This is a genomic window from Bordetella sp. (assembly GCF_057362025.1).
Map to the genome: position 1 here is coordinate 19,478 of NZ_JBMQQZ010000059.1, position 15,218 is coordinate 34,695.

The 15,218-nt window shown below is 70.2% G+C and carries 8 protein-coding genes; 3 read left to right on the top strand and 5 right to left on the bottom strand.

Features of this window, described 5'->3' with window-relative positions:
* Positions 1–25: 25 nt before the first annotated feature.
* Genes recD through recC form a run of 3 tightly spaced genes read right to left on the bottom strand, consistent with a single transcriptional unit; the run spans position 26 to position 9,976 of the window.
* Positions 26–2,254: an exodeoxyribonuclease V subunit alpha gene (recD, locus tag ACO1P8_RS11285; RefSeq protein WP_486295979.1), complete on the bottom strand. Its 2,229-nt coding sequence runs from the start codon at positions 2,252–2,254 to the stop codon at positions 26–28.
* Entirely contained in the window at positions 2,254–6,219 is a 3,966-nt protein-coding gene (recB, locus tag ACO1P8_RS11290) for an exodeoxyribonuclease V subunit beta (protein ID WP_486295980.1), read from the bottom strand. The genes recD and recB overlap by 1 nt, the downstream gene beginning before the upstream one ends.
* Positions 6,212–9,976: an exodeoxyribonuclease V subunit gamma gene (gene recC, locus ACO1P8_RS11295; RefSeq protein ID WP_486295981.1), complete on the bottom strand. Its 3,765-nt coding sequence runs from the start codon at positions 9,974–9,976 to the stop codon at positions 6,212–6,214. The genes recB and recC overlap by 8 nt, the downstream gene beginning before the upstream one ends.
* Positions 9,977–10,089: 113 nt before the next feature.
* Here recC and ACO1P8_RS11300 point away from each other — a divergent pair, with 113 nt between their 5' ends.
* The gene (locus ACO1P8_RS11300; protein WP_486296059.1) at positions 10,090–11,013 is read left to right on the top strand and encodes a LysR family transcriptional regulator; all 924 of its coding nucleotides are present in this window, start codon (positions 10,090–10,092) and stop codon (positions 11,011–11,013) included.
* Between the two features lie 38 nt (positions 11,014–11,051).
* Here the strand turns inward: ACO1P8_RS11300 and ACO1P8_RS11305 are convergent, their stop codons facing one another.
* Complete coding sequence (locus tag ACO1P8_RS11305) at positions 11,052–11,828, bottom strand: GntR family transcriptional regulator (protein WP_486295982.1); 777 nt, start codon at positions 11,826–11,828, stop codon at positions 11,052–11,054.
* Positions 11,825–12,718, bottom strand: a complete 894-nt coding sequence (locus ACO1P8_RS11310; protein WP_094840556.1) for a polysaccharide deacetylase family protein — start codon at positions 12,716–12,718, stop codon at positions 11,825–11,827. Before ACO1P8_RS11310 ends, ACO1P8_RS11305 begins: the two co-directional genes overlap by 4 nt.
* 370 nt (positions 12,719–13,088) lie before the next feature.
* Here ACO1P8_RS11310 and ACO1P8_RS11315 point away from each other — a divergent pair, with 370 nt between their 5' ends.
* Positions 13,089–14,276, top strand: coding sequence for an ABC transporter substrate-binding protein (locus ACO1P8_RS11315; protein ID WP_486295983.1), 1,188 nt, complete (start codon positions 13,089–13,091; stop codon positions 14,274–14,276).
* A 27-nt stretch (positions 14,277–14,303) separates the two neighbouring features.
* Positions 14,304–15,182 carry a branched-chain amino acid ABC transporter permease gene (locus ACO1P8_RS11320; protein WP_486295984.1) on the top strand — a complete coding sequence of 293 codons (879 nt, stop codon included), beginning with the start codon at positions 14,304–14,306 and terminating at the stop codon, positions 15,180–15,182.
* Positions 15,183–15,218: the final 36 nt, after the last annotated feature.

Consider the following 15,218-nt stretch of genomic DNA (forward strand, 5'->3'; position numbering starts at 1 on the left):
CGCCGCCCGCGGGCGCGCGCCCCGCTTATGCCAGCAGGCCGCTGGCGCGCCGCACCTGGCGCGCGATACCTTGCTCCAGCACGTGGTCTCCACCCGGGCTGAGCAATGTCAGGAAGGCGCGTGCCCGCGTAATGCCGGTGTAAAGCAGTTCGCGCGTCAGGATGGGGCTGATGCGCTCGGGCAGCACCACGGCGGCGTGGTCGAACTCCGACCCCTGCGACTTGTGCACGGTCAGCGCGAACACGGTTTCGACGGCCTGCAGGCGGCTGGGCAGCACCCATTTGACCCGGCCGCTGCCGTCCGTCATGGGGAAGGCCACGCGCAGGACCGCCGCCTGCCCGGGCCCCGCCGGCAAGGCCAGCGTGATGCCGATGTCGCCGTTCATCAGCCCCAGCGCGTAATCGTTGCGCGTCACCAGCACCGGCCGTCCGGCGTACCAGCCGTCCGTGGCGTCGATCAACCCATGCTCGTGCAACAGCCGCGCCACGCGGCGATTCAAGCCATCCACGCCCCAGGGGCCCTGGCGCAGCGTGGTCAGCAACTGGAAAGCACCATGCGATCGCAGGACCTGGCGGGCCCAATCGTCCAGGTCTTCCTGCCCGGCACCCGGCGCGGGGCGGCACGCCTGCATCACGCGCAGATAACGCGCGTAGCCATGCGGGCCGGGCGCCGACGCGGGATCGCCGCGCCCGTCCAGGCCGCCATCGGTCGCGCCGTTGCGGCCCTCGTCCGGGCCGGAAGCGGCCAGGCCATGGCCGGCGGGGTCGCCCATCATCGCCAGTTCGAGTTCGGTGCGGGCCTGGCCATCCAGGACCAGCGCGGCGAAGTCGCGTTCGCATTCGCGGCCGGCCAGCCGCGTCACGCCGGCGTGGGGCTGGCGCCAGAATCGCGCCACCGCCTGCCGGTTGCCGGCGTTGATGGCGGACGCCAGGCGCCCGATGCCGCTATCGGCGGCGAAACGGTGGCTATGGCGCAGCATGACGATGGCCTGGTCCAGGGGCGTGCCGGCGGCATCGTCGAGCAGGTCCTCGCCGATGCGCTCGCCGCTGACCTGCTCCAGCCAGTCGCGCGTGCCGGACGTGTAGCGCCCGGCGTGCGCCTCGCGGCACAGATCGGCCAGCACGGCACCGGCCTCCACCGAGGCCAGCTGGTCCTTGTCGCCCAGCAGGATCAGCCGTCCCCGCGCCGGCAGCGCCTGCAGCAGGGCCGCCATGGTTTCCAGGTCGATCATCGACGCCTCGTCGACGACCAGCACGTCGAGCGCGAGAGGATGCTCGGCGTCGTGCCGGAACTTGCGCGAACCCGGGCGGCTGCCCAGCAGGCGATGCAGCGTCGATACGCTCGTGGGGATCGCCTGCCGCACGGCCGCGCCATCCGGCAGATCGCCGATCGGCAGGCGCGACACCGCGCCGGCGATGGATTCGCTCAGGCGCGCCGCCGCCTTGCCGGTGGGTGCGGCCAGCCGGATGCGCAAGGGCCGCGGGCTGCCGGCCGCCGGGGCATCGTCGGGCGCGACGGCGGCCGCCATCCCGCGCAGCGCCAGCGCCTGCAACACGGCGAGTACCTTGACCACCGTGGTCGTCTTGCCGGTGCCCGGGCCGCCGGTAATGATGGTGAACGCGCTGCGGGCGGCGGTGGCGCAGGCGATCTTCTGCCAATCGGTGCCCGGCGCAAGGCCGCCGGCCGTGTCGCGCGGAAACAAGGCGTCCAGCATGGCGCGCAGGCGCGACGGCGGCAACGCCGCCTGCAGACCGGGGTTGCGCGCCAGCCGCGCCGCGATGCCGGCGTTGATGTCCTGCTCGTATTGCCAGCAGCGCCGCAGGTAAAGGCGGCGTTCGACCAGCACCAGCGGCGTGCCGCCCGGCCCGCGCCCGACCAGCTGCGGCACGTCCAGCGCCGCCAGCCAGCGCGCGAGCGAGACCTGGGCCAGCAGGGTCGCGGGCGAACGCAGCGGCGCATCGGAGGCGGACAGGTCGGCGCCTTCCGGCGGCAGCGCCAGCGTCATTTCGGGGTCTTCCAGCGCCGCGCCCAGATCCAGGCAGGCATGGCCGTGCGCCAGCTGGTGGCTGGCGAGCAGCGCGCCCAGTATGGCCAGCGGCGGCGCATCGGGCACCTCTTCCCATAGGAAGCGGGCAAAGACGACATCGATGGGGCGTATCCACGCATGCGCCGCCCACGCGTCCATCAGGCCGAGCAGGTCGCGGCGCGCGTCGTCCGCCGTGGCCGGGGTATCCGCGATCGTCGACAGGAACATCAGGCAGCCTCCTCGCGCGCGCGCGCCGTGGCGAACAGGCGATCGAGGGCGTGCATCATCGCGGCGGGCGGCCGTTCGGCGAACACGCCGCCATCGGGGGCCCGCATGCCGCGCAGGAACACATACGCCGCGCCGCCGACATGGCGGTCGTAATCGTAATCGGGCAGGCGCGAGCGCAGCAGGCGATGCAGGGCGAACAGATACAACGCGTACTGCAGCTCGTAGCGATGACCGATGATGGCCCCGCGCATTGCCGTTCGCGTGTAGGCGGCATCGTCTTCGCCGAGCCGGTTGGATTTGTAGTCCAGCACGTAATAGCGGCCCTGGTGTTCGAAGACCAGGTCGATGAAGCCCTTCAGCATCCCGTTGATGCGGGTGGCCTCCAGGACCGGCCGCGGCGCGCCGTCCAGCGTATACGCGCGCACGATGCGGTCGAGCTCGGCCACGTCGACATTGTCGGCGCCCAGCCAGAATTCCATTTCGGCGATGTAGTCCGCCAGCCCGGCCAGCGCCACGCCGACGGCCGGGCCGTCGGGCAGGCCGGGCAGCATCATGGGCCGCTCGACCGCATCCAGCAGCCACGCGGTAAGCGGTTCGGTCCAGGCGGACCAATTGCGCACCTGGCAGCGGCGCGCCACGGCATCGCGGACGATTTCCGGTTTGCCGGCGATCGTGGCGAAGCCCTGCGCGGCGGCCCATTCGAGCAGCTCGTGAAAGAAGGTCCCCGCCTGGGCGCCCGACGGAAAGGCGTGCAGCGTGCCCGCGCTTCCGGCCGGCCCGGAGGTCCGCGATGCGGATGGGGCCGGCGGCGCCGGCGCGTCGCCCGCATCGTCCACGGCCTCGGGCGCGGTGTCGGTGCCCGCGGTTTCGAGGAAGACATCCTCGCGGGCGGTTTCGGGCTCGGTTTCCGGCGCGCCGGCGTCGCGCGCGGTACGCAGCAAGGAATAACTGGCGATCCACCAGGGATCGCGCACCCCGCGCCGCATCGTGCGCGCGTGGCCGGCGGGCGCCGTCGCGACATCGGGCAGATAGCGGATCCCGGACGGCGACGGCGCCTGCGCGACGTCGATGTCGGCGTGGCCGCCGCGCCAGGCTTCCAGTGTGCCGGGCAGCGACGAGGGCTCCGGGGCCAGGCCATGCCCGATCAGATAACCCAGGGCGCTGTCTTGCAGGTTGGCCACGGGCGCCACGCCGATCCAGGTGGCATAGCGCGCCCGCGTCAGCGCGACATAGAGCTTGCGCAGGTCCTCGCCCAGGCGCTCGCGGTCCGCGCGCGCATGACCCGCGGCATCGGGCACCAGCGATACCCGGAGCGCGCCGTTTTCATCGTGCCAGGACAGCGGCACCGCATCCGGCCGCACGGGCCGGAAGGCGGCGGCGTAAGGCAGGAATACCAGCGGGTATTCGAGACCCTTGGATTTATGGACGGTGATGACGCGTACCAGGTCGGCGTCGCTTTCCAGGCGGATGGTCAGCGCGTCGTTCTCGTCGCCCTGCCCGGCGGCATGGCGCATTTCGGCCAGATGGCGCAACAGCGCGTGCTCTCCATCCAGTTGCGTGCTGGCCTGTTGCAGCAGTTCCGCGATATGCAGGATGTCGGTCATCACGCGTTCGCCGTCGCCGCCATCCGGGCCGGCGCCGGGGGCCAGCTGGCGGCCGGGTACGCCGAAGTCGTCGAGCAGACGACGCAGCATGGGCAGCACGCCCTTGTCGCGCCACAGCCGGGCATAGCCGCGGAATTGCTGGACGCGCGCCTCCCATTCCAGTTCGTCCTGGCCGATGCGGTCCAGGTCCTGCCACGGCACGCCCAGCGTGGGCGTAGCCAGGGCCGCGCGCAGGGCGCGGGCATCGTCGGGTTCCGCGCAGGCGCGCAGCCAGAATTCGATTTCGCCGGCCTGCGCGCTGGCGAAGACGGACTGCCGCTCCGACAGATACACGCTGCGCACGCCGTGTCGCGACAAGGCGCGCCGCACGGCGCGCGCCTGCCGCCCGGTATCGACCAGCACGGCGATGTCGGCCGGCCGCAGCGGCGTCATGTCCGCTGGCGGCGCCGGCAGCGCGCCGCGCGGCGCGAAACCGGCGCGGCCTTGCTGGCCCAGCGTCAACAGCCGCGCGACTTCGCAGGCGCAGACGTCGGCCATGGTCTCCACATAGGCACCCGTACCCATGGCTTTGCCGTCCTCGGGCTGGGGCAGCCACCACATCGTCAGCGCCGGCATGGCGGCATCCGCCACGACCAGGCGATCCGGGCGATCGTTGGCGTGCACGGGGATGAACGGCACGGGATTGCCGTCGCCGCGGCGGAACAGGAAGGCGCCCTCGCCCTCGTGCCGCTGCTCGGCCGCCAGGAAGCAATGGTTCACGGCGTCGACCATCGGCAGGGTGGAACGGAAATTCCTGCCCAGCACGTAGAGGCGTCCGTCCACCGCCGCGCGCGCGCGCAGATAAGTGTAGATGTCCGCGCCGCGAAAGCCGTAGATCGCCTGCTTGGGATCGCCGATCAGGATCAGGGCGCTGCCGGCGTCGTTGTCCGCGACGCGGTACACGGCGTCGAAGATGCGGTATTGGACGGGGTCGGTATCCTGGAATTCGTCGATCAGCGCCACGGGGAACTGCTTGCGCAGCGTATCGGCCAGGCCTTCGCCGCCGGGGCCGGCCAGCGCGGCGTCCAACTGGTCCAGCAAGGCATCGAAGCTCATTTGCGCCCGTTGCGCCTGCTCGCCGGCAAAGCGGCGGCTGACCCAATCCGCGGCGTGGCGCAGCACGTCGTGGCGCGCTTCCGGCAGCGCGCGGGTCCGTTCGCGCAGTTCGGCCAGGGCCGCGAAGGCCGGATGGTCGGGCGGATCGCCCTTCCAGGCTTCGTCCAGGCCGGGGCCCAGGCGCAGCCAGGCCGTTTCGCTCAATTGCGGGATGCGGGCGTCCGCGTCCTCGCACCAGGCGCGCAGGTTCTCCAGCCACCCCAGGTAATAGCGCGCCTGTATCTGGCGGCCGTTGACCCGCTTGGCCGCGACGCCGTCGTCGAACAACTGGCGCAATTCCGGCAGCCACGCCTGCCACGGCTGCTTCAGCTCGCCCAGCACGGCCTGGCGATGCCGGCGCGCCATGTGCAGCAGATCGCACGGGGCGCGTACACCGCTTGCGTCGACGACGACGGCGGCGCCGTCATGCATCTCGTCGCCGGGTTCGCCGCGCGTGCCATCGCCGGTGCCACGGCCGGCCTCGGCGCCGCCGGCATCGTCCAGCCGCCGCGCCAATCCGTCATCGCGCGGCGCCTTCAGTTCTGGGGCGAAGCGCAGCACCGGCATCAATTGCGCCTGCAGCTCGTCCGGCCCGGGCCACCAGGCGCGCACCTCCGCCGCGGATATCGCATCCAGCGGCGCGATATGCGCACGCCAGTAATCGCGCACCACTTCCGCCATCAGCGGCGCGGCGTTCTCCTCCAGGGTTTGCTGGAACAGGCTGTTGCTGTCGAAGGCATGTTCGCGCAGCATGCGGTTGCACCAGCCGTGGATGGTGGAGACGGCTGCCTCGTCCATCCACTCGCCCGCGAGCTGGAGCTTGCGGGCGCAGGCCGTCCAGCTGTCCACGGGATAGTCGGCGCGCAGGTCGTGCAACGGATCCTCGCCGGGCGCGCGCGGCGCCACGCGATCGGGATCGGCCAGGAAGTACGCGGCCGCTTCCGCCAGCCGCGCGCGTATGCGGTCGCGCAGCTCCTGCGTGGCGGCCTCGGTGAAAGTCACGACCAGAATCTGCGGCGGCATCAGCGGGCGTTCGAAACCCGCGTCGCCGCCATGCCCCAGCACCAGCCGCACGTACAAGGTCGCGATGGTGAAGGTCTTGCCGGTCCCGGCGCTGGCTTCGATCAGCCGGCTGCCATGCAGCGGAAAGCGCAGCACATCCAGTGGCGTCGCCGGCACATCCTTGCCCTGTGTCGCCTTGCCCGCGCGGCGGCCGGATTCAGGCATGGTCGGTCTCCTGGCCGGCGGCGGCGGTCTTGCCCTTGTTGCGGTCGGCATATAGCGAGGCGCGCATCAGCCGCAGCCAGCCTTGCGCCAGCGCGAAGAATTCGCCGCTGCGCGCCAGTGACGCGAAGTCGGGGTACACGGCGCGCAGATACGGGCTGCCATCCACCTCGCCGCGCTGTTCCGCCGCCCCTTCGTACACTTTGCGCGCGGCCTGCCCGGCGGGCGCATCCAGCAGGGCCGGAATAGCGTCGCCGTCCGGGCCGTCCCAGGCCTGCGGCACGGTGTCGTCCTCGCCGCCGTCATCGCCAGGTCCGGCGAGCGATGCCGCCTGCGCATCCGTCTCCGGCGGCGTCGGATGGCGTGTCAGCCATTCGAAGGCGGCGGCCGTCGCCAGCGGCAGCGGACGCGACATCCCGGCCTGCCAGCCGCGCAGCCAGGCCCGCAGGCAGCGCATCGCCTCGCGCCGCGCCAAAGGCGGGAAGACCACGTCGCCGGCCTTGCTGACGACCACGGTGGTGACGGGGTCGCCCGCCAGCTGGGCCGCCACGTGCGCCACCCAATGCGGCACGATGCGCGCGGCACGGTATTTTCCCTTGGGGATCAGGCTGCTGCTGTCGACCAGCAGGCGGCAATACTGCCCGTCGTCGTCGCGGCGGAACGCCCCCAGGGTATCCTCCAGCGCCGGCGCGCCCCCGGCGCCGGAGACCGCCACGGGAAATTCCCGCTGTACCGCATGCGGCCAGCGCGCCAGCGCTTTGCCGTAGCGTTCCGCCATATCGTCCAGCGGCGCGATCAGGTCCTGCGCCGTCAGCGCGCCGAAGGCCCCATCGGCAAGCATGCCGGCGCGAGCGATGCGCGCGGCTTCGGCCTCGCGGCTGGCAAGGAAATCGCCGCCGGTTTCGAGCGCGCGCGACTGCGCGCGGATCAAGGCATCCTGCAATTGCCATTGTTCGAGCGCGTCCGGGACGAAGGGCTCGACGTCCTCGGTCGCGGCGTCCTCCAGCATGAAGCTGACCTGCAGCCGCTGCTTGAAGAAGGCATCCACCGGGGCACGGACGAAATCGGCCAGCTCGCGCAATGTCAGCGGCTCGTCTCGCGCCATCGGCGGCAGCGCCCGCATGGGCGGGGCATGATCGTCGCCACCGCGCCATTCGCGCGCATAGGTAAAGAAAGCGGACGACGGATCGGAGAAATACGCGGGGCTGAAAGGCTGCAGGCGATGTTCGGTGGTCAGGGCGGCCAGCAGCGCCTCGTCGGGCTGCGGTATCGCCGGTGGGAAAATACCCGCGTCGCTGTCCGCATCGGCGTCGATCGCGGCATCGGCATTGACATCGGCATCGGTGTCGAAGCCCGCGCGCGCGAGCCGCCAGCCCGCGGCCAGGTGATCGCGCAACTGGCCGACCAATACCGAAGGCGGCCGCGGCGTGTTGTCCCGCACGCTGCGGCCCACCCAGGAAATCAGCAGGCGGTCGCGCGCCGAAAGCAGCGCTTCAAGGAACAGATAGCGGTCGTCCTCGCGCCTGGAGCGGTCGCCCGGACGATAGTCGTAGGCCATCAGGTCGAAGTCCATGGGCATGCGGATGCGCGGGTATTCGCCGTCGTTCATGCCCAGCAGGCAGACGATGCGGAACGGGATGGCTCGCATCGGCATCAGCGTGGCGAAGGTGACCGCGCCGCCGAAAAAGCGCTGCGACAGGCCGCCTTCGTCCAGGCGCGCAAGCCAGTGTTCCGCCACCACGGACAGCGGCAGGTCTTCTTCCAGGCCCGCTTCCGCGCACACGTCCAGCCATTCGCGCAAAGCCGCGTTCAACTGCTGCACGGTATAGGCATCGGTGCTTTCGCCGGGCTGGAAGAAGCGCTCCAGCAGCGCGGCCAGGCGTTCCCCCCATACCGCCGGCGGCGCCGGCGAGGACATTTCCCGCCAGGTACGTTCCAGGCTGTCGACGATGGCGACCAGCGGCCCCAGCAGGGCCGCGTCCAGGCCGCCGATATCGTCATAGGGTTCGATACCCTGCCAGTTCGCGGCGCGCGCGCCCACCGCATAGCCCAGCAGCATGCGGCGCAGGCCGAACAGCCAGCTGTTCTGCGCGGCCGGTGTACCGCTGGCGGGCAGGCCCAGCGCCTGCCGCTGCGCATCGTGCAGCCCCCAGCGGATGTTGGCGCCGCGTATCCATGCGTGCAGCAGCGGCAGCTGGTCCTGGGAGATGCCGTAGCGTTCGCGCACCGCCGGCACTTCCAGGAGATCCATGAATTCGCTGACGGAAAAGCGCGCCCGCGACAGCTGCAGCAGTTGCTCCAGCGCGTGCAGCAAGGGATCGGCGTGGCGCTTGACGCGGTCGGCGATGGTGTAGGGGATGGCGCGCGCATCGTCGCGGTCGTGCAGGCCGAATACGGCCTGGATATGCGGCGCATAGGCTTCGATGTCCGGAACCATCACGATGACATCGCGCGGGCGCAGCGTCGCGTCCTGATCGAAGGCCGCCAGCAGCTGGTCGTGCAGGATTTCGACCTCGCGCTGACGGCTGTGCGCGACATGGAAGCGGATCGACGCATCGCGGCCGGGATCCACGCCGGGCCAGCGCGCGCGCGTCTCCCGCAAGGGCCTGAGGTCGCGGATGTCGTCCTGCAGCTGGCGCAGCAGCGTATCGTCGCCGGCCGATTCGAACAGGTCCAGGCGGCGCGCTTCGCCGCCCAGCGCGGCGGCCAGGCGCTCGCGCGCGTCGGCGCTATCGTGTTCGTCGAGCAGCCCAATGAAATCGCGGCCCTGCTTGCCCCAGGCCGCGAGCAGCGGATGCGCATGCAGGTGCAGTTCGTTATCGTCGATGCGCGCCGGACTGCCGCTGCGCCGCCGTTGCCGCGCCTGCCCCGCGCGCAGCAGGTCCTTGCCTTCGATGATGTCCGCCCAATAATGCTCGCAAGGGTTGTTCACGCACATCAGCACCTGGGTCCAGCGCGACAGCACCGCCAGTACCTCCAGCGATTGGCGCGGCAGCGTCGAAATACCGAAAACGATGATTCGGCGCGGCAGGCCGGGCACCGGCGTGTCGTCCGGCCAGGCGGCGGCGCGGCGCAGGAAAGCGTCGTGCACGGCGGCACGGCCGTCCGAGGAAGGCGCCGCGCCGATGGGCGCGGCCAGCGCCTTGACGTCGTCCAGGACGGCGCGCCACAGCGCCGCCTGCCAGCGCTGCGAAGGCGGCAAGGGCTGATCGGCGCCGCCGTCGCGCGGCAAGGTATCGCGGCCGGAGGCCCACGCCGCCAGCCAGTCGGCGCGATAGACCTGGTACTGGTCGAATACGTCGGCCAGCCTTTCGGCCAGCTGGTAGCGCTTGCGGCAGTCCGCATCGTCGCGCAGGAAGCGCCGCAAGGGCGCGTACACCGGCTGGTCCATGACTTCCGGCAACAGGCGCAACAGGCGCCACATCAAGCGCGGCTTGTCGAAGGGCGACACTTCCGGCACCGCGGCGGCGCCCAGGACCGCCCGGTAGGCGCGCCACAGGAAACGGGACGGCAGCAGGAATTCGAAGGCGGCGGCGATGCCCGCGCCGCCGCCCGCCGCGCCATCCGCGGGATCCGCCGCCAGCGCCAGCTTCAGCCATTGCGCGATGCCGCTGCTTTGCACCAGCACGACCTCGCGCTCCAGCGGGCCCAGCGGATGGGCGCGCGTCCAGCCGACCAGCACATCGCGCAGCGACTCGGACAGGTTGCTGTGGATGACGATCAGGCCGGGCGGGAGGGAGGGCGGGGACGGTCGGGACACCGGGATGCTGGCTCAGTGATTCAACCCGAGACGATAACTCGGATCCGCCGGTGGCGGAGCGGCCCGCGCGGAAACGCGGCACAATGCGCCAACGCTCATACAAGCACGGAAACATGATCCGCCTGGACGACCTTACGCTATTCGTGCGCGCCGCGGCGCTGGGCAGTTTCTCGCATGCCGCCCGCGAAGTCGACCTGCTGCCCGGCCAGGTCAGCGCGGCGATCAAGCGGCTGGAAGCGGAGCTGGGCATCCGCCTGTTCGCCCGCTCCACGCGCAGCCTGCGCCTGACGGCCGAGGGCGAACAGTATCTGCCCTATGCGGTCGGCGCCCTGGACACGTTGCGCGAAGGCGGCGAGCGCCTGCAGCCGTGCGATGCGGCGCTGCAGGGCACGCTGCAGATCGCCGCCCCCTCGGACATCGGCCGCAATCTGATCCTGCCCTGGCTGGCGGGCTTTCGGCGGCAGCATCCCGGGCTGGTCCTGCGGCTGTACCTGTCCGATCAAATCACCGACGTCTTTCGCGATCCCGTGGACGTGGCACTGCGCTACGGCCGCGTCGGCGACGCCAGCTTCGTCGCCTTGCCGCTGGCGCCCGCCAACCGGCGCGTGCTGGTCGCCGCGCCGGACTACCTGGCCCGCCATGGCCGGCCGCACAGCGTGGACGACCTTGCCGCCCACGCCTGCCTGGTCTACATGATGCACGGCCGCCCGTACGACAAATGGCGTTTCGGCGAAGGCGACGGCCGCCGCACCGTGGCGGTGTCCGGGCCGATGCAATGCGACGACGGCGACGCGGTGCACCGCTGGGCCCTGGCCGGCCAGGGCATCGCGTACAAGTCCTGGCTGGATGTCGGTGCCGACGTCCGCGCCGGGCGGCTGGAAGTGATCCTGCCGCATGTCGCCGGCGAGCCCGCGCCCCTCAACCTGATCTGCCCGCATCGCAAGCAGTTTTCGCCGGCCGTGCGCCTGCTGCACGCCGGACTGCGCGAGGTCTGCGAGCCCCTCGCCGAAGACATGCCGGCGATCGCCGGCGATTGACCCGCCGACGCCGGCATGTCCGCCGGCGTCGAGCGAACCTAGGCCAGGCCCAGCATGTCCGCCAGGCTGGCCGACACGGTTTCCGTGACGATGTTGATATGCGCCTCCAGGTCGCGCAGGTGCTGATCCATCGCGCGCACGGCGGCGGCCGTCTCGCCGCGTTCGATCAGGTCGACCACGTGCGCATGCTCGTCATGCTCGCACGTCGCATTGCCAGGGGGCTGGTAGATCGCCACCACCAGCGCGCAGCGCGATACGGTTTCCATCAAATACCGCTGCAGCAGGGGATTGCGCGACAGCTCCGCCAGCTTGGTATGGAACGCGCTGGCCAGCAAAGCCCATTGCGCCTGCCCGCTACGCCGCATGGCCTGGTGCTCCTGGCGCAGATGCCGGCGCAGCATGGCGTAGTCCGTCCGCGTGGCATGCCGCACCACCAAAGGCACGATGGCGGCCTCCAGCGCGCGCCGGGCCTCGAACAGCTTGCCGACTTCCTCCGGCGTAGGCACTGCCACGACGGCGCCGCGGTTGGGCCGCAGTTCGACGACGTGATCGCGCGCCAGCCGCTGCAGCACCCGCTGCACCAGGGAGCGGCCGACGCCGAACAGTTCGCACAGCGCGGCCTCCGGCAGCTTGGTGCCCGGCTTCAGCCGCTGGCCCAGCACGCTTTGCAGGACGGCCTGGTAGACCCGCTCCTCGCCGTCGTTGGGCTGCTCGTCGCCCCTGGCCGCGGCCCTGGCCGATACCAGCCGGGCGGGACGCACCTTGGGCCGGCCGCGGGGCCGCGGCGCGGCGGATTTCCTCGCCGCGGCCGTCATGGCAGCGCGTCGACGTGGCGGCAGATGGCGCCCGGCGTCGTGATCCAGATATCGCCGTCGTCGCGCGCCCGCGCGATGTGCTCCAGCGCCCGGCGCAAATGCAGCAGCCGATACGGCTGGCCGACCAGATAGGGATGCAGCGCGATGCCCATCACCAGCGGCTGGCGCCGCGACTGCCGCCGCATCTCGTCGAAGTTGTCGACGATCATGCCGGCGAAGTCCTTGGCGTCCATCTGGCGCGCGACGATCATCGGGATGTCGTTCAGTTCCTGCGGATAGGGAATCGACCAGAAGCGCTGGCCGCCGCGCGTACGCATGCGCACCGGCTGGTCGTCGTGGGCCCAGTTCAAGGTGTAGCGGTAACCGGTTTCCGCCAGCAGGTCGGTAGTGACGCGCGATTCGGCGATCCAGGGCGACAGCCATCCGTCGGCGCGGCCGCCCAGCGCGGCGATGCGATCGCGGCAATGCTCCAGGAGCGCGCGCTCCTGGTCTTCGGATAGCGTGCTCTGGTGATCCGAATTGGTGTGGCCGTGGCCGATCAATTCGTCGCCGCGCCGCATGCAGGCTTCGATCAGCCCTTCGCAATGGTCGAACACGGAGGTATTGGCGATGATGCCGGCGGGAAAGCCCAGCGCGTCGAACAGCTCCAGGCAGCGCCACGCGCCCACGCGGTTGCCGTACTCGCGCCACGAATAATTCAGCACGTCCGGCTCCGCCAGCGCGGCGCCGAGTTTCGCGCCCAGTCCTTCGCCGAAGGCGAAATGCTCGATGTTGAACCCCAGGTAGACCGCCAGCCGCGCACCGCCGGGCCAATGGTAGTCGGGACGCTGATGGATGGGCGAATAGTCGAACCGGTCGTGCGTGGCCGGTTTGTCGAAGCGGGAAACCATCGTCATCGGAAAGACCTCTAGCTTGGCTCGGAAGGGCGTGGCGCGCGCCGCGACGGCGGCACGCCCATGGCCGCGGCGCCGCATCGTCCCCGATGCGACAAAGCGGTGCGTCATGCACGTATCGCGTCATGCGCCGCACCGTGTTGGCGCATCGATGCGCCCGGCACGCGTTCGCGCGCGCCGCGCGATGCAGCGACATTATCTCCAACCGGCTATTTTTTGCCGACAAAAATTAACGCCGATCGACGACAAAAATTTTGGCGTGTGGCGGATCGCATACGCAACCGATGTTGGCATGGATGTTGCATTTACACCCTGGCGCCACGCACGGCGATACGCCAACCGCATCCGGACCAGCACAGGGGAAACCATGATCCGTCCATCCCGCCGCACCTTCACCGCAGCCACCGCCGCCATCATGTTCGGCCTGGGCTGGCTGCCCGCCGTCCAGGGCGCCGAACCCATCAAGATCGGTCTCGTCGCCGCGCTCTCGGGCCAGTCCGCGCTGTCGGGCGAGGCGATCACGCGCGGCCTGCAGACGGCCATCGACGAGATCAATGCGCAAGGCGGCCTGCTGGGCGGGCGGCAGCTGGTGCTGGTGCGGCGCGACGATGAATCCAATCCCGCCAAGGGCGTGACCGCCGCGCGCGAGCTGATCTACCGCGAGAAGGTCGCCGTGTTCTTCGGCGGCATCGATACGCCGGTGGCGCTGGCGATCGCGCCGCTGGCCAACCAGGCCAAGGTGCCCTTCATGAATCCCTGGGCCGCGGGCACCGCCATCACGCGCAACGGCGCGAATCCCAACTACGTCTTCCGCGTGTCGGCCGTCGATGAACTGGTCGACAAGGGCATGCTCGCCTACGCCCAAAAGACCTTCCACACGTCGAAGTTCGGGCTGCTGATGATCAACAACCCATGGGGCGAATCGAACCAGAAAGGCCTGGTCGCCGCGCTCAAGGAAAAAGGCATGGCCCCCGTGGCCAGCGAGAAGTTCGAAGCCACCGACGTCGACATCGTGCCCCAGCTGACCCGCCTGAAGGCGGCCGGTGCCGATACGATCTTCCTGGTGGCCAACGTCGGCCCCGCCGCGCAGGTGGTGAAGTCCATGGACCGCATGGGCTGGAAGGTGCCGGTCGTCTCGCACTGGGGCGTGGCCGGCGGCCGCTTCACCGAACTGGGCGGCCCCAACGCCAGCAACGTGCATTTCGTCCAGACCTATAGCTTCTACGGCAAACTCTCGCCCGTGGGCGAGCAGGTCGTGAAGGAACTGAAGGCCAAGTACCCCGACATCAAGCAGCCCAGCGATATCACGCCCGCGGTGGGCGTGGCCAATGCCTACGACGGCATGCGCCTGACCGCGCTGGCGATCGCAAAGGCCGGATCGACCGACGGCGATGCCATCCGCAAGGGCTATTACGCCATCGATCAATACCAGGGCCTGATCAAGACTTACTCCCATCCCTTCAGCCCCACCCAGCACGATGCCCTCACGGAAAACGACTATGTCTGGGCGCAATTCATCGACAACCGCATCGTGCCCGTCGGCATGAAGCCCTGACCGGCCCGCACGCGCGCAGGACCGCCGATGCAGCTACTTTCCGCGCTCATTACCGGGATCAGCCTGGGCAGCATGTATGGCGTGGTCGCGCTGGGCTTCACCATGACCTACGCGGTGTCGGGCACGGTCAACTTCGCCCAGGGCAGTTCGGTCATGCTGGGCGCGGTGCTGTGCTTCGCTTTCTCGCAGTCCGCGGGCGCGCCCATGTGGCTGGCCGTGCCGCTGGCCCTTGCCGTCTGCGCGGTCTACGGCATGGCGGTGGAGGCGCTGGCCGTCCGACCCTTCGCCAGCCGGGGCTCCAATGCGTGGCTGATGTCCACGGTCGCGCTGGGCATCGTGCTCGACAACGTGGTCATGCACACCTTCGGCAAGGAACCGCGCAGCCTGCCCTCGCCGCTGGTGGGCGAACAGATTTCGCTGGGCGGCGTCGGCCTGGGCGTGTATGCGCTGCATCTGGTGATCCCCGCCGTCGGCCTCGCCATGGCGGCCGCGCTGCATGTGGTGTCGCGCCGTACGCGATGGGGCAAGGCCCTGCTGGCCGTGGCACAGAACCGCGATGCCGCGCGCTTGATGGGCATCCCGATACGGCGCGCCATCACCGCGTCGTTCGCCCTTTCCACCTGCTTCGCCGGCATCGCCGGCATCCTGATCGCGCCGCTGTTCAACGTCAGCGCGGAGATGGGAACGCTGTTCGGCATCAAGGCGTTCGCCGTCGCCATCCTGGGCGGTATCGGCAGCGCCTGGGGCGTGATGGCGGCCGGCCTGCTGTTCGGCATCGCCGAAGCGCTGATCGTCACCTACATCAGTTCCGGCTACACCCAGATCATCACCTTCGGCCTGGTGATCGTGCTGCTGGCGATGCGGCCGGACGGCCTGCTGGGCCAGGCGGGAGTACGCAAGGTATGAGCATCGCATTCCACCCGGCATTCCATCCCTACCGGG

What these genes read in the sequence shown, in the direction of transcription:
- recD (WP_486295979.1), bottom strand. Translation starts at nt 2,254, where the DNA reads ATGTTCCTGTCGACGATCGCGGATACCCCGGCCACGGCGGACGACGCG.
- recB (WP_486295980.1), bottom strand. Translation starts at nt 6,219, where the DNA reads ATGCCTGAATCCGGCCGCCGCGCGGGCAAGGCGACACAGGGCAAGGAT.
- ACO1P8_RS11300 (WP_486296059.1), top strand. Translation starts at nt 10,090, where the DNA reads ATGATCCGCCTGGACGACCTTACGCTATTCGTGCGCGCCGCGGCGCTG.
- ACO1P8_RS11305 (WP_486295982.1), bottom strand. Translation starts at nt 11,828, where the DNA reads ATGACGGCCGCGGCGAGGAAATCCGCCGCGCCGCGGCCCCGCGGCCGG.
- ACO1P8_RS11310 (WP_094840556.1), bottom strand. Translation starts at nt 12,718, where the DNA reads ATGGTTTCCCGCTTCGACAAACCGGCCACGCACGACCGGTTCGACTAT.
- ACO1P8_RS11315 (WP_486295983.1), top strand. Translation starts at nt 13,089, where the DNA reads ATGATCCGTCCATCCCGCCGCACCTTCACCGCAGCCACCGCCGCCATC.
- ACO1P8_RS11320 (WP_486295984.1), top strand. Translation starts at nt 14,304, where the DNA reads ATGCAGCTACTTTCCGCGCTCATTACCGGGATCAGCCTGGGCAGCATG.